Below are 23,394 nucleotides of genomic sequence, written 5' to 3'. Positions count from 1 at the left end.
GGGCCGGGACCTCCTTTGGTTGATCCATCTGCTTTACTATTCAACATATGCCGCATCGCCCAAGTCTCGAACAAAAAATCACAGATAAAAATAATTGTTCAAAAAAAATAACTATAAAACTGTTTCTAATCAAAAAGAACCTTTAAAACCACGGTAACGTGGATCTAAAGGTTCTTGCTTCAGCACACTATAATAACTTACATACCTGAACTGATCTTACCTATCTCTGTGGATCAGGACTCAATCGGTAGAAAGCTCATCTTCAATCACAGGCTCAGGCTTGCGGTGAATCTTCACTCTCATTATGCGAAGCCTTGTTGCTTCCTCCACCTCGAAGGTAAGGTTATAAAACTCAATTTTCTTCCCTTTCACCGGAATGCCTTCCAATTCCTTGAACAGCCATCCTCCGATGGAATCCACCTCGTCGTCTTCAATGTTTACTCCAGTCAAATCATTGACATCCTCAATGAGCATACGACCGTCCACAGAGATGAAGTTCTCCTTGATTTCCACGCTTGGGCGTTCATCCTCAAACTCATCATAGAGATCCCCGACGATTTCCTCCAAAATTTCCTCCGCTGTCAGCAGCCCGGCCGTTCCGCCGTATTCATCTACCACGAGAGTCATTTGGGAATGTTTTTTCTGCATAAGGCGTAGCACGTGACTCACTTCCATAGACTCCGGCACATTCAAAATAGGACGTACCACCGAAGCCAGATCCAGTTGTTCCCCCTGCTCAGCTAGCAGAAGATCCGTGATATGGACAAAACCGATAATCTGGTCTTTATCCTCAACCGCTACCGGGTAGCGGGAATGCTTGGTCTCGCTGATAATCTTGAGATTTTCCTTAAACGACAAATTCGTATACAAACAATCCATATCTGTACGCGGCAGCATGATTTCACGTGCAAGCAAGTCGGAAAAATCAAAAATATTATCCATCAGCTTAATTTCGTCCTTATCAATCACACCGCTTTTGGCGCTCTGATTCATCAATATACGAATCTCTTCCTCCGAATGAGCCGCTTCGGCTTCACTCGCCGGCTGAATCCCGAATGCACGCAACAGCAAGTTTGCCGCAGCATTCAATACCCAGATCACAGGTAGAAAGACCTTATAAAAAAGCAGCAAAGGCGCCGATAAAAACAACGCCACACCTTCAGTCTTCTGAATCGCTAAAGACTTGGGAGCCAATTCCCCCAATACAATATGCAAAAAGGTAATTACGCAAAATCCGACGACAACGGATATCGTTGTAATCAGGGTGCCGTCAGTTACACCGAGTTTGTGCATGAGTGGCTCTATCAGGTAGCCGGATATTGCTGGCTCTCCAATCCAACCCAAACCCAATGAAGCCAGCGTAATGCCCAATTGGGTGGCGGACAGATAAGCATCCAACCTTTGGTTCACCTTCAGCGCATAGCCTGCCAGGCGATGACCCTCGCTTTGGAGCTGCGTCAATCGGGATTGGCGCATTTTGACCAACGAAAATTCTGCGGCCACAAATACACCATTTAGAAAGACAAGCAGCAGTACCAAGAGGAGATTCACAGCTAGCAATCCCCAATGAAACTCGGTATGACCATCCAATACGAACTCCCCATTTCTATAGTTGTAATGCTTTTCTTGATTTAAAGTCTATTCCTTTGTAGTACATATCCGCTACGAGCAGGTTCGGTCCACAACAGGCAGCGGCATCACAATGACAGTTCACAGTCTGATTCAACGGATGCTCATTCAGCCATTCACCAAAAATATCGTCCAGACTGTCTTCCTGAATGTTGCCGAAAGCCGGAATGTCTGCAAAATCCGTCACATACACGCTACCCGTGAACATATTCACATTCACACGGTTTCTTCCGTCTGGATCATTACGCACCGTAATATTCGGTTCCTGACACAAGCGGCGAAGCAGTTTGCGATCTTCTTCCCGGTCCGAACAAGCAAAGAACGGTAATGTGCCAAACAACATCCACATGTCCTGATTACGTACATCCAGCAGCTTATGGATAGAGTTCCGCATGTCGTCGAGTGAAAGCACAGGCAAAGCAGAGGCAAAATTTGACGCATACATTGGATGAACCTCATGCCGTCGGCATCCCATTTCTTTGATCAACTGATGAATGCCCTCCAGCTTCGTGTGTGTCCGATAATTAATCATGGATTCAGCTGAAATGAACATTCCCATTTCACTTAATCTGCAGGCATTCTCGATCATTTTTTCATACAGGCGAACAGCACCCGCACGTGGGGTCGGCCGGCCTGTATTTGCAAAACCCACTTCATAAAAATCGTCCGCATTCAAATAGTTAAACGAAATATGCATCACATCTAGATAAGGAAGCATCTTCTCATATCTGCGAATATCTAACGTCAGATTGGAGTTGATTTGCGAGCGAATACCGCGCTCTTTGGCGTATTTCAACAGTGGAACGATCACTTCATCCACTGTTTTATCGAGCAAAGCAGGTTCCCCGCCTGTAATACTGATGGTCTCCAGATGCTCGACTTCATCCAGACGCTTCAGCATTAGGTCTAACGGAAGGAAAGGGGCCTCCTTCATAACCAGCATGTCGCCAACAGCGCAATGCTCACAGCGCATATTACACAGATGCGTTACGGTCATTTCCACACTCGTAAGCAAATGACGACCATGTGTACGCAATGAGACAATCGGGTCCCACGGATCATAGGTTGGCGATATTTGGGGTAGCGTGTTATTTTGTAGAACTGTCATTATGTTTTCACCTTATTTCTGTTATTAACCTCAAAAGACGTATAATTATCATATCATGATGTGTAAAGTGTCTGCATGCTTTCTTCCACATCATCTGCTAATCTACGTGTACTCCTCCGAAAGGGGCCACAGTAGCACCCAATGTATTTGTAATCATAACCGAGAGGGATATGGACAAATCCACATCATAAGGTGCTTTCACTTCCTGCCCATCCCGGTCCCTTACAATGCGAATGACGGGTCTTTGCGGGATTTTGGAATGTATACGCACCACGACCCCCTCTTCCCCCGTGTTGAGCACCACAGAGAGTCCCAAGGGGTAAATAGCCACACAGTCACGAAAGGCTTCTAGCATTCGCTGCTCATATAACGTTCCTGCCCCGGCGTACAGCACTTCCATCGCCTCATAAGGCAACAAAGCCTGCTTATATATCCGACTTGCTGTCATTGCGTCGTACGAGTCTGCCAGGCCGATCCATTTCGCATATTCGTGGATCTGGTCCTTTTTCCAACCGTGTGGGTATCCGCTGCCGTCAATACGCTCATGATGCTGTAATGCACAATGAGCCGACAACAAGGGAATTCCAGGTTCGTCTTTAAGCAGCTTGTAGCCGATCACCGTGTGTGTTTTCATATGCTCATATTCCTCTTCGGTCAATTTACCCGGCTTATAGAGTACTTGAGGTGAAATTTTCATTTTACCGATATCGTGCAGTAGTGAACCTATTCCCAACTCCATCAGCTGATTGTTATCGTAGCCGTTGGAAATTCCCAGTACAAGTGAATATAGACATACGTTCAAAGAATGATGATACAAATCCTGATCTGCGGCCCCAATATCCATCAACATAATGACGGCGTCCTGCCGGCCTCCAATATCGTCCAGAATAGATTCCATCACCTTATAAAATGACTTGCCAAAATATTTGTGCTTATGATCTACGGAGTAGGATGACAACCCTTGAAATTGCTTTTTGATTTCCTGTAGCGCCGCCGCCCTTGTCTGTTCATGGATCATCTCAGGAATGACGATATCTTCTGTCACAGCATCCTCAATGTATACATATCCAATACCGACTTGGCCTAGACGTTCAATCAATCGCGAAGTAAGCTCAACACCTTCCGAGAGCAGCACCATTCCATTTTCATTGTATATTTTTTTGCCCAGCTTCATGCCGGCTCTCAATAATGTAACAGGTACCAGTCGCAGCTTAATCCTCTCCCGATTGTTTTGATACCTGAAGCCACCTAGCTGCAAAACATTCTTCCATCGCGCCCGGACGCTTCAACTCCATTTCAATCAAATCCCGTAAAAATTCTGGAAGCATAAATCGGAGATCTGTTCCGTTCGCAAGCACCTCATAACCTGCTTTGAAAGTGAACATATCCAACGTGCCCACTGTGTATTCCTCATGCTCTTCCAAAGGTTGACCTGCTACACGAATGTCCGTTACTTTTTCATAAGGAGCACGGCCAGGGTCATACTGAATAGCCAAGCCTTCCACACACATCGTACCAAGCACTTTGCCTCTGAAGCCAAAGCCCGTCATAGGCTTGTCCGCAAATTCAGGCAGCAAGGACTGCTCCAGCGCCAACCGAATATCGCTCCCCCGCAACTTCATAACACAGGCATTAATCGGTGAAGGGCATAAGGAATGCAGGATTCCTTTACTGATATCCCCTTGAGGTAATGGGCCGAGCAGTTGTCCCGCATTGACGAGGGCAATTTCTGTTCCTGTAAAATGGGACACTGATTGTGCCAGCATATTCCCGAAAGGGGATTCCTGATCATATGCGATCTCCAGTTTCCGATCCGTCACAGCAATCGTGCTCTCCATGGCGCGCTCTGCTTGTCTGCGATGCACCACAATGGCCGATGCCACTTTTTCGTCCAGTATTGTCAGATCCACAGGAACTACACCGCCTGACGTGACTCGAAACGGTTCGAGGCTATTGTTACGACTTAGCGTCACTTCACCCAGCAGCGTTCCGAACTTACCCGCCCCACATAAAGCTGTTTTCCCGATCCAAAGCGGTTCCTCCAGCACATGATGGGTGTGACCTCCAAGGATAACGTCAATCTCAGGAAATTGCGACGCTAACTTTTTATCGGAAGGTAGGCCCAGGTGCGACATCACGACCAAAACATCAACCTGCTTTCTCAGTGCCGCGATCTGCTTCCCCAGCACATCAAACGGATTGAGCACATCCCAGCCCAGCAATTGATAATACTCTACAAAAGGAGCCGTCACACCAAGTAAACCGACCTTGATTCCTGCTTTGTCTACAATAAGGGATTCCTTCATCCACGCAGGACTCATCCCTGTGGCACACTCAGTCATATTGCCACATATGACCGGACAATGAATGCCCGCATATGCCTGTTCAATCATATCCGGGGTAAAAGTCAGTCCCTCATTATTACCGATCGTAATGGCATCATATCCTGTTAGATTCATCACATCCACATTTGCCCCACCTAGCGTTCCTTCCGTTTCGGGGGCCATCCGGTCCATGTGGTCTCCTATGTCAAGCACAAGTAGCGCATCCCCTAATGCAGCTCTTCGTTCATTAATCATCGCGGCTATCGAAGGCATACTGCCAAAATGACTATGAATATCATTGGTATGCAAAATGGTCAACGTTTGCCGAGTCGTCATCTCCATAACCGCCCTCCTCTATATTTTATATATCGACTTTGGAGCTTCTAATGTTTAAGCATATCATGTTATTTAGCAATATGGTACATATGGGTAGACATAGTCCTTAAGCTTCGCTGTAGTCTCTGGGCAATCTCATATTACAAACATAGTGAAAAGTATTGACGTTATCTACTGTAGGTATCTGATAGGAATTGGGTTCCTGGGACCTATTTTACAGCTTGGAATAATAGTAAATTAGTCGTTGTCATCCCATATAATTCTTGATATATTAAGTTTGTTTCGTATTTTCGACAAATTTACGACAATAAGGAGGTTAGCGCATGAGAGTACACGTTACCGATGCCAAGCCAGGAGATCGCCTCAAATCCGATACATACAATGGGCACGGTGTGCCTGTCATGGTTCAGGGCACCGAGCTACAGCATGACGATATTTCCAAGCTCATTATGCACGGTGTCGATTATATCGACATTGATGCCGGTTCTGCGAGCATTCCGGTTGACTTTGCCCCCGATGTTCCAGCTTCCCCCGAGTCCCTCAAACGTGCCGTTCCTCTCATGGAGCAGACGATCAGTGGCTTTGAAAGTATGTTTCTCGAAGCTTCCTCAACTGGCAAATTTGATGAATATCGAGTTGATGAGCTGTTCGGCCCTCTCGTTTCAGAGCTAGCTCGTCAAAAAGATGTCGTATCTCTGCTGTTAATTATGGAACGGGGAGATCACTATACCTATAATCATTCTCTCCAAGTAGGCGTACTGTCATATTACATTGCCACATGGCTTGGGTATACGGAAGAAGAAGCATATGCCGCCGGTAAAGCTGGATATTTACATGATATAGGCAAGTCCATGATACCCGATGAAATTTTGAACAAACCGGATAAACTGACACCTGAAGAATTTCATGAAATGAAGAAACATTCGCTATATGGCTATGATATTATTCGCAATTCAACCAGCGATGAGATTTCTGCAATTGTCGCCTTACAGCATCATGAGCGTGAAGATGGAAGTGGATATCCCCATGGTCTGTTCAAGGAAGAAATTCATCCTTTTGCCAGCATAACAGCTATTGCCGACGTGTATAGCGCGATGATTTCCAATCGTGTGTATCAGACGAAGCAGGAGCTACTCACCGTATTACGCGAGCTGCACAGCATGAGTTTTGGACATCTAAACCCAGAAGCTACCCAAGTGTTCATCAGACACATGCTTCCTAATTTCATTAATAAGCAGGTTCTGTTGACTACAGGTCAGACAGGAACGATCATTCTGAACAATCCTGCTGATTACTTCAGACCCTTAGTAAGAATTAACGATGATGAATATGTAGATTTGTCTAGGGAACGCCATGTATCCATTGATGAAATTTATTTGGAATCCTGATCCGCTACTACCTCCCGGCGTTACTTCGGTGGCACGAAATGTTTTGCCGAAGCACAGACTACGCGAATAAAAAGAGACTGTCCTTGATTCGTAGGTTCTTCTACGAAGGACAGCCTCTTTTTAAGTTACGGATATTAACCTTGTTACTATCTTTATTTATGGTTTAATTCTAAGTGGTAAGATCGTGTAGCCCTGGACTATGTTCATTAGGCAATTCGGGCATATACGGAAGAGGAAAACCCTCAGGAGGATCTATTACACTCAAATCCCCACCGTTTCTGCTTGGAGTTTGCCCATTGAATATTTCCCCAATACGGGTAGAATCCAATCGAAAATTAAACTGCGCATTGTGAAAGCCCATCTCAACATACTTCCGGCATTCTGGATACTTGTTAATATCGTAATTTGGAACCGGGAACAATTTTCCCCAATCAACTCCAAGTGTCTCTAACGCTTTGGCAAACGCGTTTTGATGAGCATTATCCCTCACAATCAAAAAAGCCAACGTTTCCCGGAATGTTTTGTTCGAGCTCATTTCGTAAATTCGGGATTTTTGCAGAACCCCTGTAGATTCGAGTACGAGATTATCAAGCAAATCACTAACCAGATTCCCGTGGGAATAAACATAACTACCTAGCCAAGGATTCCCACTTGCATCAACAGGTAAGGAACTTTGGGCTCCCATAATAAAATGATGAGGATTTGCGTGTTTTATCGCCTCATCTAAAGGAGCATGATCCATTCCCGCATCGCCGGCTTGGTCTGCGCCTGAGCCAGTCAGAAGTTGATTTATAGTATGTTGGACCAGTTCAACATGACTAAGCTCCTCTAGAAAAACTCCTCGTATCAAATCCCTGTACTGCACAGCATTACCACGAAAATTATTACTTTGAAAGAAAAACTGCATCATAGTACGCATTTCTCCGAATCGACCACCTAACACTTCTTGAATCACTTTAGCAGCAGCTGGATCGGGCTTATCGGGTACTATTAAGTTAATTAAATCTTCTTTATAAAAATACAATTCAAATACCCTCCTTAGACTCTTCATTTTAAAGTGAAACATAGGCTTCCCTCTTTAAAAATTTATATACAAACCAAACAAACAGAATAAAGACCCGTATCAGATTGTTGTGATGCTGCTCCTCGTTTTATTACATCTTGAAAAGGTTAAATACAGTTAGAATTCACTAAGTTGCTTTAGCTATAGGAGGAGTATATATGTTTAGACATCAAAAAGAGTTGCAGTTTGAAGTGAAAGTAGAGCGTCCTGATCCTCTTTTTGCCCGGCAGGTACAAGAAGTTTTGGGAGGGCAATTTGGAGAAATGACCGTGATGATGCAATATTTATTTCAAGGGTTTAACTGTCGCGGTGATGAAAAATATAAAGATATGCTGATGGATATTGGAACTGAAGAAGTAGGGCATGTGGAGATGCTGTGTGCTTTAATTAGTCAACTACTTGATGGAGCTAAACCAGAAGATCAAGAACAAGCTGCAAAAGACCCTGTTACAGCTGCCATAATGGGGGGAATTAACCCACAGCACTTGCTGGTCAGCGGTCTAGGCGGATTGCCTACTAATTCAAATGGAGTTCCATGGAACGGCTCTTATATCGTCGCAAGTGGCAACCTTTTGGCAGATATGCGATCCAATTTGCACGCAGAGAGTCAGGGTCGATTGCAGGTAGCAAGGCTATATCATATGACACAAGATGAAAGCGTCAGAGCTACACTACGGAAAATGCTAGCGCGTGACCGCTATCACCAGTATCAGTGGATGGCGGCAATCCAAGAATTAGAAGAGAAAAACGGTGTTGTGGTTCCGGCTTCTTTTCCCCCTGAGGCAGAACAAGAGTCTCAGCCTGAAGCTTATGAGTTTTGGAATTTGTCTGAGGGCGAAGAATCTAGTGAAGGTTTGTGGGCAACAGGGAGTGCGCCGGATGGAACCGGGAGCTATGTATACATCTCAAAACCAGTTGCCAAAGGACAAATCTATAATGCCAAAATACCAGCAACCGAGTTACATCATGACTTAGACCATAAAACTTCAGATAAATAAACAAGTGGCAGACGAGCTGTCCCAACATTAAAGAATTGCTTATTGGTGACACTGACCATAAAAATGTTACAAAAAATATATACTTAATATTCGAATAAGGCGGCTTATCATAAGGCATAAAATCATAGCCGATCATAAATCATGAAGTACAGAATTATGTAAGTCTAAAAGCCCTGCCGACCAATTATGGTTAGCAGAGCTTTTTGATTTCAAAGACGATGCTCTCATTCTGTATGAGCAGATGTCTATAACAATCATTTGTGTTACCTCAGCTTCGGTCAAACCACCGTTCATTAAATAAGAGGTGCCTGAATCAATGTTGCAAAATTAAACTGGTGTACATGACCATCATTTAATGTAGTTTGGCCCGTAACAAAATGTACATGCTTACCATTTCCGACTGGAATAGCGGGCCCTGTTCTAATCCTTCTCAGATTATGAAAATGGTTCACGAAATCAGTTTTGGTAAGATCAATTTCATGGACATGACTTCTTCCAACTCGAATCGCTTGCCCAGTAACACCTGCAAAGCGGTGGTTATGTCGGTCTGCACCTTCTTCGGCCAGTTTGGTGCTACCTTCAAATTCATGTACATGTCTCTGTGTCTGCTTAGAAGAGAGGGTTTTCTTCTTCACTCCAGCTTTATTCTTCTGCATCTGTTGGCATGCCTCCTTATGTTTATGTCACTCACAACATCCTATTAAGCAAACATACATAAGTGCTAGGCAACTATCTGCAGTCCTAAGCATAATTTTTTTTGTAGTAGAAAGAAGGCTTATGGACTTAGGTATCACAGAAAAAACAAAAGAAGACGAACTTAAAAAGTTCGTCTCCTATACTAGCAGGAAATCCGAGTCGGCATAAAATCGGCATGACTCGGATTTAACAAGCTTAAGATTACTTCAAAAACTCGTGACACCAAGGGTTAATGGATTTTAACCAATACTGCCTTCCATCTCGAACTTGATCAAACGATTCATCTCTACCGCATATTCCATCGGCAGTTCTTTTGTGAATGGCTCAATAAAGCCCATAACGATCATTTGCGTTGCCTCTGCTTCAGTCAAACCACGGCTCATCAGATAGAACAGCTGATCTTCCGATACCTTGGAAACCGTTGCTTCGTGCTCAAGCGTGATGTCATCATTCATGATTTCATTATAAGGAATAGTATCTGAGGTTGATTGATTATCCAAAATCAACGTATCACACTTGATATTGGATTTTGCACCTTGAGCCTGACGACCGAATGAAGCTAATCCGCGATACGTTACTTTACCGCCGTGCTTACTGATCGACTTGGATACAATGGTGGACGTGGTGTCTGGTGCTAAGTGGATCATTTTCGCACCTGCATCCTGATGCTGGCCTTTGCCTGCAACAGCGATGGACAAGACCATCCCTTTCGCTCCACGGCCCTTCAATACAACGGCTGGATACTTCATCGTCAACTTGGAACCGATGTTACCATCGACCCATTCCATCGTTGCATTTTCTTCTGCAACCGCACGTTTGGTTACCAGGTTATAGATGTTTGGTGCCCAGTTCTGGATCGTTGTATAACGAACGCGTGCGTTCTTCTTACAAATAATTTCGACTACGGCACTATGCAGCGAGTTCGTGCTGTAAATCGGAGCCGTACAGCCTTCTACATAGTGCACAAAGCTGTCTTCGTCAGCAATTATGAGCGTACGCTCAAATTGACCCATGTTTTCCGAGTTGATACGGAAGTAAGCCTGCAATGGAACTTCACATTTCACACCTTTTGGTACATAGATGAAGCTCCCGCCTGACCATACCGCACTGTTCAGTGCTGCAAACTTATTGTCCGCAGGAGGTACAACTGTTGCAAAATACTCTTTCAGAATCTCAGGATGCTCACGCAACGCCGTATCGGTATCCATGAAAATAACGCCCTGATCTTCCAGTTCCTTTTGCATACTGTGGTAGACAACCTCGGATTCATACTGTGCGGATACACCAGCCAAAAACTTTTGCTCCGCCTCGGGAATACCCAGTTTATCAAAGGTTTCTTTAATTTCCGTAGGAACCTCTTCCCACGTCTTCCCTTGTTTCTCGGAAGGTCTTACATAGTACTGGATATCGTTGAAATCCAGTTCATCCATATCTCCGCCCCAGTTTGGCATTGGCATTTTTTCAAACTGCTTTAGTGCCTTCAGACGGAACTCCAGCATCCATTCTGGCTCATCCTTAATTTTGGAGATTTCCTTTACGATTTCCGGAGTGAGACCCTTACCTGTTTGGAAAATGGACTTGTGCTCGTCACGAAAGCCGTATTTATACTCTTCCATTTCCGGTGCTTTCTTGGCCATGTTTCTCAAACCTCCTCTGTTCTATTTAAATTATTTATCTTCATCAATCCCTTTGCGCAGCGCGTTCCAAGCCAGTGTCGCACATTTGATGCGGGCCGGGAACTTATTTACGCCTGACAAAGCTTCCAATTCTTCATAATCATCAAATTCGACGGCTTCCCCCTTCATTAAAGAAGAGAAGCGGCTTGCCATATCCAATGCCTGATCAATCGTTTTTCCTTTGACCGCTTCTGTCATCATCGAAGCTGAGGACATACTAATCGAGCAGCCTTCACCAGTAAAACGGGCATCTTCGACCACGCCGTCTTTCGTTTTGAGTTGAAGGGAAATCCGGTCACCACACGTAGGATTATTCAAATCCACCGTAACGGCATCATCCTCAAAACGTCCGCGATTGCGCGGATTTTTATAATGATCCATAATCACGCGTCGGTACAAGTCATCAAGTTGCATCGCCAAAATACTCCTTTGTTTGGATTAAGGCGCTGACCAGAGCGTCGACTTCTTCTTCCGTGTTATAGAGATAAAAGCTGGCACGTGCAGTTGCACTGGCTTTCAGCCAGCGCATCAATGGCTGGCAGCAATGATGTCCCGCACGTACAGCCACCCCTTTGCTATCCAGTACAGTAGCTACATCATGCGGATGCACATCATCCAGGTTGAATGTTACGAGCCCAACATGACGTTCTGCCGGTCCGTATATCGTCAACCCCTCCACTTCACGGAGACGTTTGAGGGCATAGTTGGACAAACGGCTCTCATGCTGTGCAATGGCGTCCATTCCGATGCTTTCCAGAAAATCAATAGCAGCTCCCAAACCAACAGCTCCAGCGATAATCGGAGTTCCACCTTCGAATTTCCAAGGCAGCTCCTTCCATGTGGATTCATACAATCCCACATCGTCGATCATTTCCCCGCCGAACTCAATGGGCTCCATATTTTCCAGCAGCGCCTTCTTGCCGTACAGTGCCCCGATCCCAGTAGGCGCACACATTTTGTGACCCGAAAAGGCATAAAAGTCAGCATCGATGTCTTGCACGTCTACTTTCATATGTGGTGTGCTTTGTGCACCGTCTATAACGATAACTGCGCCTTTGCGATGCGCAATAGCTGCAATCTCTTTGACAGGGTTCACAACACCAAGCACATTGGAGACATGCGCAATCGCTACAATTTTGGTGTTTTCTGTAATAGTATTCTCCACATCAGCAAGATCAACGCTACCATCCTCTTGAAGTGGAATATATTTTAAAGTTGCGCCTGTGGCTTTGGCTACCTGTTGCCACGGAATCAGATTACTGTGATGCTCCATTTGTGTGATGACAATTTCATCACCCTCCTTACAGTTAGCTCTACCATAAGAAGAAGCCACCAGATTCAGCGCCGTTGTTGTTCCGCGTGTAAAAATAATTTCCTGACTGCGCTTGGCATTCAGAAAGCGAGCTACCTTCTCCCGCGCACCTTCATAAGCATCCGTCGCCCGGCTACCCAAGGTATGCACACCACGGTGAACATTTGAGTTATCATATTCGTAGTAGTGCTTGATCGCCTCGATGACCGCCAGCGGTTTTTGCGAAGTAGCCGCATTATCCAAATAAACCAGCGGATGACCGTTAATCTCCTGATGTAAAATCGGGAATTGTTCACGGATCAATGCAGTATTCATTGGCCTAACTTCCTTTCAACAAGGCTTTGCAGCTGATGTTGAAGTCCTTCGAGCGGAATCTCAGATACGACAGGTGCCAAGAAGCCATAAATAATCAGACGCTCAGCTTCTGCACGGCTAATCCCGCGGGACATCAAGTAATACACTTGTTCACGGTTAACCTGACCAACCGATGCTGCGTGACCTGCTGTTACATCATCTTCATCAATCAGCAGGATTGGGTTAGCGTCACCACGCGCTTTCGGGCTGAGCATCAGAACACGTTCTGTTTGCTGACCATCTGCTTTGGTAGCACCTTTTTCAATTTTTGTAATTCCGTTAATGATGGAAGACGCTTCTTCACGCATCACTGCGCGCGTAATCATCTGACTAGCGGAATTTTTGCCGAAATGCTGTGCTTGTGTCGTATAGTTCAGCTTTTGTGAGCCGGAACCTACAGCAATGATCTTGGCATCCGAATTGGAGCCATTGCCTTTGAGCACGGACATGGTATTGCTTGCTGTATTGCCGTTGTTCATTTCGCCCACAATCCATTCGATAGCTGCGTCATTTCCCAACGTGGCACGACGAATTGAAATATCCGTTACTTGCTCTCCAAACTGATGGACTGTCGCATAGCGAACTTTAGCCCCTGCATTTGCAACAACTTCTACCGCACCGTTATGAAGAACAGGTGCCGCCAAATCCGCAGATACATAGTTGTCTACGTACGTCACGGAACTATGACTTTCGACAATAAGCAGCACATGCGGCGCAAACGTTGCAGTCGCATCGTCTGTCAGGAATACAGCTTGAAGCGGAACGTTCAGTTCTACATTTTTAGGCACATAAGCAAATACTCCACCGTTCCAGAGTGCTGCGTGCAATGCAGATAATGAATTCTCTTCTGCCTTAATCACTGTGTTCAGATGAGCTTTAACCAAATCAGCATGCTCTTTAACGGCTGTTTGCAAATCCGTGAAAATGACGCCTTGCGCCGCCAATTCCTCGCTCAGCTTCACGTATACCGCGCCGGAGTTGCGCTGAATAATCAGACCGCCCTCCTGTTGCTCTTTGACAAGATCAGCAATGGCTGCAGGAACCTGCCCTACCGATGCAATGACCTCGCTCTGTTTATGTTGACCGTAATCGTTTAATTTCCAACGTTCGATTTTTGTTTTTTCAAATACCGGAAGCTCCAGTTTGCCTGCAAGCTCAAGTGCTTTTTGTCTGTCTTCAGCCAGCCAAGATGGTTCGCCGTTACGTTCGGACAGAACACGCAGTTGCTCGGAATCTACCGGAAGGATTGTTTGTGTTGTCATTAGTTTTCCTCCTCGCTTCCGGCTTACGCCTCTTGTCCTACAGTTTCATCAACGATACCCAGCTCTTCCTTGATCCAGTCGTAACCGTCCGCTTCCAGACGCTCAGCAAGCTCAGGACCCCCGGATTTAACGATACGTCCTTGCATCATTACATGTACATAATCTGGTTTAACGTAGTTTAACAGACGTTGGTAGTGAGTAATCACGAGGAAACCACGATCTTCGGAACGCATAGCGTTCACACCGTTAGCCACGATTCTCAAAGCATCGATATCTAGACCGGAGTCGATTTCATCAAGAATGACAATTTTCGGATCAATCATCATCATTTGCAAAATTTCATTCCGTTTTTTCTCACCACCAGAGAAGCCTTCGTTCAGGTAACGGTGAGCAAACTCAGGGTTCATTTCAAGCTCTTTCATTTTGCTTTCCATTTGACGGATAAACTTAATCAAGGAGATTTCTTGTCCTTCTTCACGGCGCGCGTTGATCGCACTACGCAAAAAGTCGGAGTTCGTTACCCCTGCAATTTCACTCGGGTACTGCATCGCCAAGAACAATCCTGCACGTGCACGCTCATCCACTTCCATATCCAGCACGTCTTCTCCATCCAAAGTTACTTTACCATCTGTGACTTCATATTTTGGATGACCCATCAAAGCAGACGCAAGTGTACTTTTACCCGTACCGTTAGGACCCATGATGGCATGGATTTCTCCGCCCTTCATTTCGAGGTTAATACCTTTCAAAATTTCCTTGCCTTCAATGGTCGCTTTGAGACCTTCAATCTTAAAGTTTGTAGCCATATTCGCAATACCCTCCAAAAAATGTAGTGTGGTGTCGAAATCAGAAAGTATATTTAAACAGGGGAGCCCCCTGATTTCAAGTAATATTTAAAAATTTATTTATAATCATTCTAAACTGATTCTCAATGATTCTCAAGTTATTTTATAATAAATATCTTGAAGGGTGCAACCAACAGACACACGTTATCCAACTTTCTTCATAAAATGTTCACCCTACCAAGCACACAAATGGCAAAATACATCCTGCGAATGTTTATATAATTATAAATTTGTACAAAAAACACGAGGTGCATGATCTCTTTTCAGCCATAAAAACGCTACTGACAGCATGACGTCAGTAGCGTTTTACATGTAAAAAGTTTATTTCAAAGCGTAATCCCATCACTACAATTAGCCCAAATAAGAGCGAAGCATCCACATATGTTTCTCCAGATCCGCTTTATAGCCGATCAGCAAATCTGCAGTTGGCTGGTCGGAATTGCTTTCCGCCAGTTCAATACCTTCCTGAAACTCCTCGCATACCGTTGCAAAATCCTCGATCAAGGTTTGTACCATCTTGGGAGCATCTTCGTTGCCGGTTGCTTCCTGAATCGACGACAGCTCCAGGTACTCCTTCAATGTTGCGGAAGGTGAACCTTTCAACGCGAGCAAACGCTCGGCGATCTCATCCATTTTCAATGTCACTTCATTGTATAACTCTTCAAATTTAACATGGAGTGTGTAGAAACTGGAGCCTTTCACATACCAGTGATAGTTATGAATTTTTACATATAACACATTGAGGTTAGCGACTTGACGGTTTAAAAGTTCCTCCACCGATTTGGTTTGCGTATTTTTCGAGTTACTTGTTGTTTTAGCCATCATAAATCCCTTCCTTTTTCATCAAATTGATTTTCAGGAACGTTTACGTATCCATCACCGTCATTGCTGACGGTAAGACGCCAGCGGGCATCCTAATCACCTGCCGGACGTCTGTTTCATACTTACCCTCTCTATACGGAAACGAAACAAAAAGAAGAGTTCTCCTTGCTCCCTCTTTCGATCCTCCATAAAAAAAATGTACAAAACTTCAATGATTTTCGTTATACTTTCTCTATCCTATCAAAATACTTGGTTTAATATTGTGATATTCCCAGACTATTTACATGTGCACAATTTATGGAGGTGACTTCGTTGTCCCAATATCATCCTTTAACGACTGAAGAAGCAATCGAATTCGTGAAGAACATCCCCGGATTTTTTAGTCAGGAAGCTCGTCTGGAATGCCGGGAAATCGGTGATGGTAACCTAAATCTGGTTTTTCATATTACGGATTCTGAATCTAACAAGAGTATCATTGCCAAGCAGGCACTTCCTTATGTAAAAATTGTGGGTGAATCCTGGCCGCTCTCACTGGATCGTGCCCGTATTGAACGCGAGGCCCTTCAGCAGGAGCACCACATTTGCCCCGAATTGGTTCCTGCGATACTGGCGTATGACGATGAGCTTGCATTGACCGTGATGGAGGATCTTAGCTCCCACACCATCATGCGCAAGGGGCTAATAGAAGGAAACACATATCCATATTTCGCTAATCATATTGGGGAGTTTCTGGCACGCACGCTCTTCTTCACCTCAGATTTGGGCATGAATCAGCAGGATAAAAAAGACCTAGTCAAACGTTTTATCAACCCGGATCTCTGCAAAATAACTGAGGATCTGATTCTGGATGAACCGTATCGGTTCTCAGATAATAACAACTATGGTGCGTACATCGAAGACGAAGCAGAGGCACTCCGTACAGATCAAGCGCTTCATCTGGAAGTGGCTTTGCTGCGAGAAAAGTTTTTGACACGAACCGAAGCGCTTCTGCACGGTGACCTTCATACTGGTAGCATTTTTGTAACGACCGAATCGACTAAAGTCATTGATCCTGAATTTGCCTACTACGGACCCATGGGCTTTGATATCGGAGCGGTGATCGCCAATCTGCTGTTGAACTACGCTGCACAGCCCGGATGGACCTCTGGTGAGACGGCTCTAAAAGAAAGGCGCGACTGGGTTCTGGAGACTGCCATTCAGGTATGGGAGCAGTTTGAGCGTAGGTTCCGCAAACTGTGGGACGAGCATGTCACCGATCATATGGCACGTACAGCGGGATATCAGGACTTGTATCTCCAGAAAGTACTGCAAGATACGATTGGTTTTGCAGGGTGCAAAGTGATCCGCCGTATCATCAGCCTGTCGCATGTGGCAGATATCGAGACAATAGCCGATCCTGACCTCAAGGAAGCTGCGGAACGTCTGGCGTTATCTATCGGTAAATCCTTGGTTCTTCGCAATCGCGGGCTTCATTCGATTCGGGAACTGGGAGACATTGTTCGGACAGCAACAGCTGCCCAAACTAAAGGAGCTTAATGAATATGAGTGAAAAGAAAGAATCGGCGCCCGTGACCTCTGGGAAAGCTGCAGTGTCCAGTCAGGCTCTATCTTCGCTGGTGTGGAAAGGCAACCACTTGTCCATGCTGGATCAGCGTCTGCTACCCGAAACGATTGTCATGCTGGATTTATTCACGGCTGATGAAGTTTGGGATGGCATACATGCCATGAAGGTACGCGGTGCGCCCGCCATCGGGATGGCTGCGGCCTACGGCGTTGTGCTGGGGGCTTCCGCCTACAGCGGCATCGACGCTGATGGGTGGCTGGAGCATGTACACGCCGTGTGCGGACATTTGGCTACTTCACGGCCGACGGCAGTGAACCTGTTCTGGGCCCTGGATCGCATGAAGAAGCGGGCTGGGGAACTCATCGTTGAAGCTAGCGGAGGACGGATCGAAGACTGGAATGCCGGGCTGGAGCGTGAAGCCATAGCCATTCAGGCAGAGGACGAAGAAGTATGCCGCCAGATCGGCATCCATGCTTTACCTCTGTTCGAGGACGGGATGGGCGTACTCACTCACTGCAATGCAGGCGGATTGGCGACAGCCAAATACGGGACAGCGCTCGCTCCGATGTACCTTGCGCAGGAGAACGGCATCCACCTCAAAGTATTTGCCGACGAAACCCGCCCCGTGCTGCAAGGTGCGCGCCTGACTGCTTTCGAGCTTCAGCAGGCAGGCATTGATGTCACCCTGCTCTGTGACAATATGGCGGGCATGGTGATGTCCAAAGGATGGGTACAGGCCGTTATTGTCGGCACAGATAGAGTCGCTGCTAATGGCGATGTCGCCAACAAAATCGGTACCTATAGCCTAGCTGTGCTAGCGAAGGCGCATGACATTCCTTTTTATGTCGCTTCGCCACTATCTACCATTGATTTGCAGACCGCAACAGGCGCAGATATTCCGATTGAGGAGCGTTCTGCGGAGGAAGTTACCGAAAGCTTTGGTAAAAGGACCGCTCCGCTAGGCATCAAAGTCTACAACCCAGCTTTCGATGTTACACCTCATGAGTACATTACCGCCATCATTACCGAAAAAGGAATTGTCCAAGCACCCTATAGCGACAACCTCCCCGCTTTGTTTGCCGATTAATCGTTCTTGCAGATCATACCGTTCGTATAAAGCCGAATAGTCTGCTCGATAGAGTGTAACTTTTCATAGAAAAAAACCGGAGCCAAAAAGTCCGGTTTTTTTCGGTTCTTGTTCCTCTACTTTTATGCAACATATGCACATAGGCTTCACTACACCAGTTTCAATAGTGCTTCATAGCCTGGCATCCCTGGTTTAATTCCAAGTTGCTCGGCTTCTGTTGTCACTGACTCCATCGGCGCTTCCAACAGTTCCTTTAGTGTTTTTACCCCCACAGCTCGTGCGGCCAGGATTTTCCGATCCGCCAGCCGTTCATTGAGCAATCCAACATCCAGCGCACCACACATGATGTAACCACGGGAGTTAGAGATCGTCAACAGCGTTGTTTTAGGCAGTCTGACCTCGACTCCGATAAATGTATGCTCACCCACTTGAATGGCTTCCATGTGTATCATGGTTATTACATGCACCTCCTCTTTATTCATCCGGGATATTTTATGCGGCATTTGCGGGTAAGTGTGGACACTCGTGGATACGTTCAAAATATTAGGAGGGGAATGTATGTACAGCAAAATAGACGATATCAAAAAGACCAGACGAATTTTTTCTCATCTAGTCTCGGTGATCATCGTTAACGGTCTGGGTTACGCTTTATTCAAACTTTTTTAAGTACTGTGGCGGCACAAGGTCGGCAAGCCAAACACCGTGGTTGGCTTTATAAAACTTCACTTGATTAGCCAATGCCTTTTCTGTATCTACTTCAAGGATCACCAGTTCCCCACGTCTTTTACCTGCCAGAATTGCAAACTCAAGGGCTTCAGACAGATGTACATACTTTCTGCCCATTGGCTTAATTCCTTCAGTAAAAATGTTATGGATTACCTTTGTGTTTGTACCGTGATAGAGAATGGTTGGCGGAGTGGCCTCCTTATAATCCAATCTGCCTGCACTGTGCCCATAATTAGCTCTTATGTACCCATTAACAATCTCATATCTTTGTTTTGGACAATGGCTTACTACTTGCTTGATATCCGACTCGCTTACGTCAGACCATCTATTCTCTGATCTTATTCCTTGAATCAGTTCTTGAATGTCACAATAACCCTCATGGTCTAGCTCAAGACCAAACTGTTCTGGTGTATGCCTAAGAATCTTACTCATAAATTTACTAAGGCTCTCTTCTTGTTTTGACGTTAACATGATATGCTCCTTCTAAAATCGTCTCTTAATTCTAGGGTGGATAAAAATTTTCCTCTTTAATCAGATAGATTGCAATGAAAAAAGCTTACTCTCATTTTATTATCAATGGAGCAAGCTCGGTTCGTATTCCTGAAGCTACTTTATGATTCAAATGTCATCTTGTCAGGAAATATACCACCTTCTTTAACGAAGCAACGTGCCATCCGCTGTGCAGCCCTATCAAAATAAAATTTGTTTGAATGATTCGAATCTGGTAAAGGTTCAATTTCAGAGAACAGCTTAGTATCCTTGTTTAATTGAATTTTCCCCATAGTGTGTTCGTTTGGACCATATTTATAAATAACTACTGTATCATCTTCATGTTCTTTAAAAAGTAAAACAAATGCTCCCATTATAAAATCTCCTCTATTCTATTTCCCATGGACGACCCGACCTTACCGCAGCGTTATGAGCAGTCTCATAGTCTGTTTTAAATATACCCTCAAATCTAGATTCAAACAATTCATGGTTAAGCAAATCCATATCTTTTTCTGTTTGTATCCCTTTTTGTAATCTATCCCATGCTTGAGCTATTTCGTAATCAGAATGAAATCTGCCATAACCACTTGATTTTATGTGTTCTTTTATGAAAACGTGTTCTTTGATTCTTTGAATCCTACTTTCCTTCATTCCAGAATTCTCAGCTATTGCTCTTACATCACTATCTGAAGCTCTGATTTGATCATACATCTCATCTGCTTCAGCTTCTCTACGAAAATATTCATCAATTGAAAGATCGTTTCTCCCACCTGTTTGTACTTCTGTTTTAGATTCAGATTCTATTGAATTCCGTAAGCTGGAACTCGTATTATTCTTCGGAATCTCATACTGAATAGATGGTTTCAAACCAATTTTAGGCTTAATAACTGAGCTGACTCCTCCAAACAATCCTGCTGTACCAATCATATTAGCCCAATGTTCCTTTGACCACGCATTGGTAGGATTAAATGCGCCCTGAATCATACCCGTTATTCCAAATGTACTGAAATTGAGCATGTCATTCCACGAATCGTTTTGTTTAGCTGCTCGTTCCATGTACCCTTGATACATTCCTTTTGGAATACCATACGACATATAATCTAAGAAGCTCCAAACCGAATCAAACTTTTTCTCATAACGTACTGAATTAGCATCTACAAAATCCTGACCTAGTTCAGTTAAGCTATCTACCGATTTCTGGAATGCATTTCGTGTATCTGGAGCAGGAACAGCACATGAATTCGGTGGAGGTGGTAAACAACTTGCATCAATGTTACCTGTTTCCATCAGATCTGCTAATCTGAATTTATCTGCATGGTGACGTAACTCCCTAGCAATAGAATCCATCAGGGTAACAAAGTCAAGAGGTCTGGAAGGAATAGTAAAAGTGCTCTTTAGTCAGTCCTTCCCACAATTGTCCCATAGATGAAATTTGTTTTACTAAATTGCTATTCACTTGAGTTGCCGTTTGCTGTGCTAACTCAAACTGCTTGGAGATAGTCATAAGTTGCTCAGGCGTCACTTTAATAGTTGTCATAGGTTAGTTACCTCTAGTCATGAATTCGTTATGACATAGTAACACTATTCCGATTTATGGAAAATGAACTTAATTCCTAATTGTTATATGAAGGATTAACCTTTCTACCTACGTCTAAAGACTTAAAACGTGCCATGATCTTCAACCATATCTTGCAACCCAGGGATAAGCGTAAGGAGTTTTTTGTAGTTTCTTAGTTGCTGAGTTGTTATATTTAACTCATGTGCAATATCAGCCTGTGTTTTTTGCTGACCAAAATTATTTTGCTCAGCACTTTCATATGTATGCTGATTATTCCCTTCTAGATTGGCGCTCCCATCCCTCACTCCAGATTCTTTCCAACTCAACACAAATCAAAAAGGCTAGACGGAATATCCATCTAGCCACCTACAACACTTCATTATCTGAGTTGAATTTAAATAGATAATTCCAGCCCGCCAAGCCGTCTAATTATATCAAAACTATTACACAGTTTATTGTATACAAGATTAATCTATAACTTTTTTCTTCTTTTAATTACGAAAAAAATGCCACCAATAATTGCTAACCCGGCAATAGAAAATAGTGACACTTTTTCTGTGCTGATTTTGCTTGTAATGAGCTGCGAAGTAGTCGAGTTTAGATTAGATGGACTCCCCCCAGAGATCAGTTCATCTGAATCATTTTTTTCAGAAGCTTCTTGCCGAGCCTTCTCATTGGCAGATAGAAACTCTACAAACTCCTGTAAATTGTATACTTTCAATGGCTTAAATTCCATGTATACGCTCTCTCTAAGAGGAACCACAACTTCCTTCCCATCTATATCAGAAATTAGAGCAACCGTAGCCAGTCGATCATCATATATCAGTTTGCTGCTTTCATCGTAGCCAATCAATTTCTTTGCTTCTTCGAATTGACTCGGAAACTCAAGATCACTATAAGCTGATCGTATTCTTTTCCCATCTTCTGAAAAAACAATACCATTATTTTGTTGTCCACTTTTTATGGAAAATAAGTACCCTTTAGATTTTAAAATGTCATTAGCTCTATCTGTATTCCCTGATCTAACAGCTTTAGAATTAACAGTGTAAACCTTAAAACCTTCATCAAGAGTTAAATTTTCCGCTTCTTTAGTAGTTGTTATTTTAAATCCTGTATTCTTTCTAATATCATCTTTGAAATTCCCCAAATCCTTTTCAATAGATTGCTCAACTTCTTTCGGAACCTCATTTGCCGCTAAGACGGTTATAGGTAACAATAAGATACAAGAAAACGCAATACCAATTATTTTTTTATACATTTTATCAGTCCTCCTTAGTCTCGTTTTAATTAACATAAATTTCGTTTATAGTGCTGTACCAACTAAAATCTCTATTATTAACAAATCCATCATAGTAATCTATTTTATCCATCTTCTCACCAACGGCAGGGTCTTTGTAATATACTTTTTGAAATCCTAAATTTGTATTATCGGAATATCCATTTATTAGATACATATGTCCAAGATCAGAGTCGTCCTTCCACACGATATGTGCTAATTGCGGTTGATTTCTTTTTATTTGAGAGATAATAGTTCCAAAGGGTATCGGCTCTTTATCAATTGTAGAGTTCAACCCCCCATATGCTAACGCGCTTTTTACTTCCTTATCCGTGCCTCCCTTATTTACGAGGCTACCTTTAATATATTTTACAATTTGAGATTGAGTTTTATTTCCACCTAAATGTTCTATAGCCATCTGTGAAGTAGCAGCCCAGCACCAATTAGATTTCTCTTGTTTATGCGAAGGCACAGGAAGAGATTTGTAATCTATGTAACTAGGTGTGATTTTGTCTGAATTGATCTCTTGGGCTGATGTTAATGGAGCGATAGCACTAAGTGCTAATACCCCCATAAGCACAAATGCTGTCATTTTTATTTTTTTCATGTAATGACATTTCCTTTTTTCTTATTTGGAATACAATACAATAATAATACAGAAAATACAATAATATAACATTTTATTCAACATTATTGCAAAAATAGTAAGTCAGCACTATATTAATCATTTTCCTGTAAGTGTTAAAATATCAACAATTTTAATAAAACAGTATCCTGCTACTTCCTTAATTACGCACAACGTTGAAGGTATCCCATCCTTTGACGTAAACCGTCGTCCCTTTTCATAATGCACCTCCTTCTTCAAATCCTCGTCTTGGTTA

The 23,394-nt window shown here is 43.8% G+C and carries 22 protein-coding genes and 1 pseudogene; 4 read left to right on the top strand and 19 right to left on the bottom strand.

Annotation, left to right across the window (positions count from 1 at the left end):
- Positions 1 to 240 precede the first annotated feature (240 nt).
- The 4 genes from MLD56_RS08280 to MLD56_RS08265 form a co-directional block, all read right to left on the bottom strand.
- Positions 241 to 1,590, bottom strand: coding sequence for a hemolysin family protein (locus MLD56_RS08280; protein WP_029516594.1), 1,350 nt, complete (start codon positions 1,588 to 1,590; stop codon positions 241 to 243).
- 16 nt (positions 1,591 to 1,606) lie between these two features.
- Positions 1,607 to 2,737: a radical SAM/CxCxxxxC motif protein YfkAB gene (gene yfkAB / locus MLD56_RS08275; RefSeq protein ID WP_029516593.1), complete on the bottom strand. Its 1,131-nt coding sequence runs from the start codon at positions 2,735 to 2,737 to the stop codon at positions 1,607 to 1,609.
- A gap of 97 nt (positions 2,738 to 2,834) precedes the next feature.
- Positions 2,835 to 3,995 (bottom strand): HD-GYP domain-containing protein, encoded by a 1,161-nt coding sequence (locus MLD56_RS08270; RefSeq protein ID WP_039269868.1) that lies wholly within the window; start codon positions 3,993 to 3,995, stop codon positions 2,835 to 2,837.
- Entirely contained in the window at positions 3,949 to 5,403 is a 1,455-nt protein-coding gene (locus tag MLD56_RS08265; protein ID WP_029516591.1) for a bifunctional metallophosphatase/5'-nucleotidase, read from the bottom strand. Before MLD56_RS08265 ends, MLD56_RS08270 begins: the two co-directional genes overlap by 47 nt.
- A gap of 317 nt (positions 5,404 to 5,720) precedes the next feature.
- On the opposite strand from MLD56_RS08265, the gene MLD56_RS08260 reads away from it, so the two are divergent.
- Positions 5,721 to 6,785: an HD-GYP domain-containing protein gene (locus MLD56_RS08260; protein ID WP_029516590.1), complete on the top strand. Its 1,065-nt coding sequence runs from the start codon at positions 5,721 to 5,723 to the stop codon at positions 6,783 to 6,785.
- Positions 6,786 to 6,954: 169 nt separating this feature from the next.
- On the opposite strand, the gene MLD56_RS08255 is transcribed toward MLD56_RS08260, so the two are convergent.
- Complete coding sequence (locus MLD56_RS08255; protein ID WP_029516589.1) at positions 6,955 to 7,809, bottom strand: manganese catalase family protein; 855 nt, start codon at positions 7,807 to 7,809, stop codon at positions 6,955 to 6,957.
- Between the two features lie 197 nt (positions 7,810 to 8,006).
- Between MLD56_RS08255 and MLD56_RS08250 the strand changes: the two genes are divergently transcribed.
- Positions 8,007 to 8,846 (top strand): manganese catalase, encoded by an 840-nt coding sequence (locus MLD56_RS08250; protein ID WP_029516588.1) that lies wholly within the window; start codon positions 8,007 to 8,009, stop codon positions 8,844 to 8,846.
- 293 nt (positions 8,847 to 9,139) lie between these two features.
- Here the strand turns inward: MLD56_RS08250 and MLD56_RS08245 are convergent, their stop codons facing one another.
- From MLD56_RS08245 to MLD56_RS08215, 7 genes are all read right to left on the bottom strand, one after another.
- Positions 9,140 to 9,502, bottom strand: coding sequence for a YmaF family protein (locus MLD56_RS08245; protein ID WP_029516587.1), 363 nt, complete (start codon positions 9,500 to 9,502; stop codon positions 9,140 to 9,142).
- A 279-nt stretch (positions 9,503 to 9,781) separates the two neighbouring features.
- Complete coding sequence (gene sufB / locus MLD56_RS08240; protein WP_013309556.1) at positions 9,782 to 11,179, bottom strand: Fe-S cluster assembly protein SufB; 1,398 nt, start codon at positions 11,177 to 11,179, stop codon at positions 9,782 to 9,784.
- A 30-nt stretch (positions 11,180 to 11,209) separates the two neighbouring features.
- Positions 11,210 to 11,632, bottom strand: coding sequence for a Fe-S cluster assembly sulfur transfer protein SufU (sufU, locus tag MLD56_RS08235; RefSeq protein ID WP_013309555.1), 423 nt, complete (start codon positions 11,630 to 11,632; stop codon positions 11,210 to 11,212).
- Entirely contained in the window at positions 11,622 to 12,845 is a 1,224-nt protein-coding gene (locus MLD56_RS08230; protein WP_029516586.1) for a cysteine desulfurase, read from the bottom strand. Before MLD56_RS08230 ends, sufU begins: the two co-directional genes overlap by 11 nt.
- Positions 12,842 to 14,146: a Fe-S cluster assembly protein SufD gene (gene sufD, locus MLD56_RS08225; RefSeq protein WP_025719242.1), complete on the bottom strand. Its 1,305-nt coding sequence runs from the start codon at positions 14,144 to 14,146 to the stop codon at positions 12,842 to 12,844. Before sufD ends, MLD56_RS08230 begins: the two co-directional genes overlap by 4 nt.
- Before the next feature lie 23 nt (positions 14,147 to 14,169).
- Positions 14,170 to 14,952, bottom strand: coding sequence for a Fe-S cluster assembly ATPase SufC (gene sufC, locus MLD56_RS08220; RefSeq protein WP_029516585.1), 783 nt, complete (start codon positions 14,950 to 14,952; stop codon positions 14,170 to 14,172).
- A gap of 390 nt (positions 14,953 to 15,342) precedes the next feature.
- Positions 15,343 to 15,813 (bottom strand): Dps family protein, encoded by a 471-nt coding sequence (locus MLD56_RS08215; RefSeq protein ID WP_013309551.1) that lies wholly within the window; start codon positions 15,811 to 15,813, stop codon positions 15,343 to 15,345.
- A 312-nt stretch (positions 15,814 to 16,125) separates the two neighbouring features.
- Here MLD56_RS08215 and mtnK point away from each other — a divergent pair, with 312 nt between their 5' ends.
- The gene (mtnK, locus tag MLD56_RS08210; protein WP_029516584.1) at positions 16,126 to 17,349 is read left to right on the top strand and encodes an S-methyl-5-thioribose kinase; all 1,224 of its coding nucleotides are present in this window, start codon (positions 16,126 to 16,128) and stop codon (positions 17,347 to 17,349) included.
- A 5-nt stretch (positions 17,350 to 17,354) separates the two neighbouring features.
- Positions 17,355 to 18,464, top strand: coding sequence for an S-methyl-5-thioribose-1-phosphate isomerase (mtnA, locus tag MLD56_RS08205; protein ID WP_029516583.1), 1,110 nt, complete (start codon positions 17,355 to 17,357; stop codon positions 18,462 to 18,464).
- 149 nt (positions 18,465 to 18,613) lie between these two features.
- Here mtnA and MLD56_RS08200 read toward each other — a convergent pair whose 3' ends face one another.
- The 7 genes and pseudogenes from MLD56_RS08200 to MLD56_RS08170 form a co-directional block, all read right to left on the bottom strand.
- Positions 18,614 to 18,916: a YunC family protein gene (locus MLD56_RS08200; protein ID WP_029516582.1), complete on the bottom strand. Its 303-nt coding sequence runs from the start codon at positions 18,914 to 18,916 to the stop codon at positions 18,614 to 18,616.
- A 196-nt stretch (positions 18,917 to 19,112) separates the two neighbouring features.
- Positions 19,113 to 19,661, bottom strand: coding sequence for an RNA 2'-phosphotransferase (locus MLD56_RS08195; RefSeq protein ID WP_029516581.1), 549 nt, complete (start codon positions 19,659 to 19,661; stop codon positions 19,113 to 19,115).
- Positions 19,662 to 19,801: 140 nt separating this feature from the next.
- The gene (locus MLD56_RS08190; protein ID WP_029516580.1) at positions 19,802 to 20,053 is read right to left on the bottom strand and encodes a hypothetical protein; all 252 of its coding nucleotides are present in this window, start codon (positions 20,051 to 20,053) and stop codon (positions 19,802 to 19,804) included.
- A gap of 13 nt (positions 20,054 to 20,066) precedes the next feature.
- Positions 20,067 to 21,216 (bottom strand): annotated as a pseudogene (locus tag MLD56_RS08185) (WXG100 family type VII secretion target).
- 122 nt (positions 21,217 to 21,338) lie between these two features.
- Positions 21,339 to 21,542 carry a hypothetical protein gene (locus MLD56_RS08180; RefSeq protein WP_165145182.1) on the bottom strand — a complete coding sequence of 68 codons (204 nt, stop codon included), beginning with the start codon at positions 21,540 to 21,542 and terminating at the stop codon, positions 21,339 to 21,341.
- A gap of 167 nt (positions 21,543 to 21,709) precedes the next feature.
- Positions 21,710 to 22,495 (bottom strand): LPXTG cell wall anchor domain-containing protein, encoded by a 786-nt coding sequence (locus MLD56_RS08175; RefSeq protein ID WP_230584968.1) that lies wholly within the window; start codon positions 22,493 to 22,495, stop codon positions 21,710 to 21,712.
- A gap of 25 nt (positions 22,496 to 22,520) precedes the next feature.
- Positions 22,521 to 23,120, bottom strand: coding sequence for a C39 family peptidase (locus MLD56_RS08170; RefSeq protein ID WP_029516577.1), 600 nt, complete (start codon positions 23,118 to 23,120; stop codon positions 22,521 to 22,523).
- Positions 23,121 to 23,394 lie beyond the last annotated feature (274 nt).

The sequence above is a fragment of the Paenibacillus peoriae genome (assembly GCF_022531965.1).
Lineage (GTDB): Bacteria > Bacillota > Bacilli > Paenibacillales > Paenibacillaceae > Paenibacillus > Paenibacillus polymyxa_D.
The sequence above is the reverse complement of the archived record's forward strand: the minus strand, read 5'-3'. Positions and strand labels throughout refer to the sequence as shown.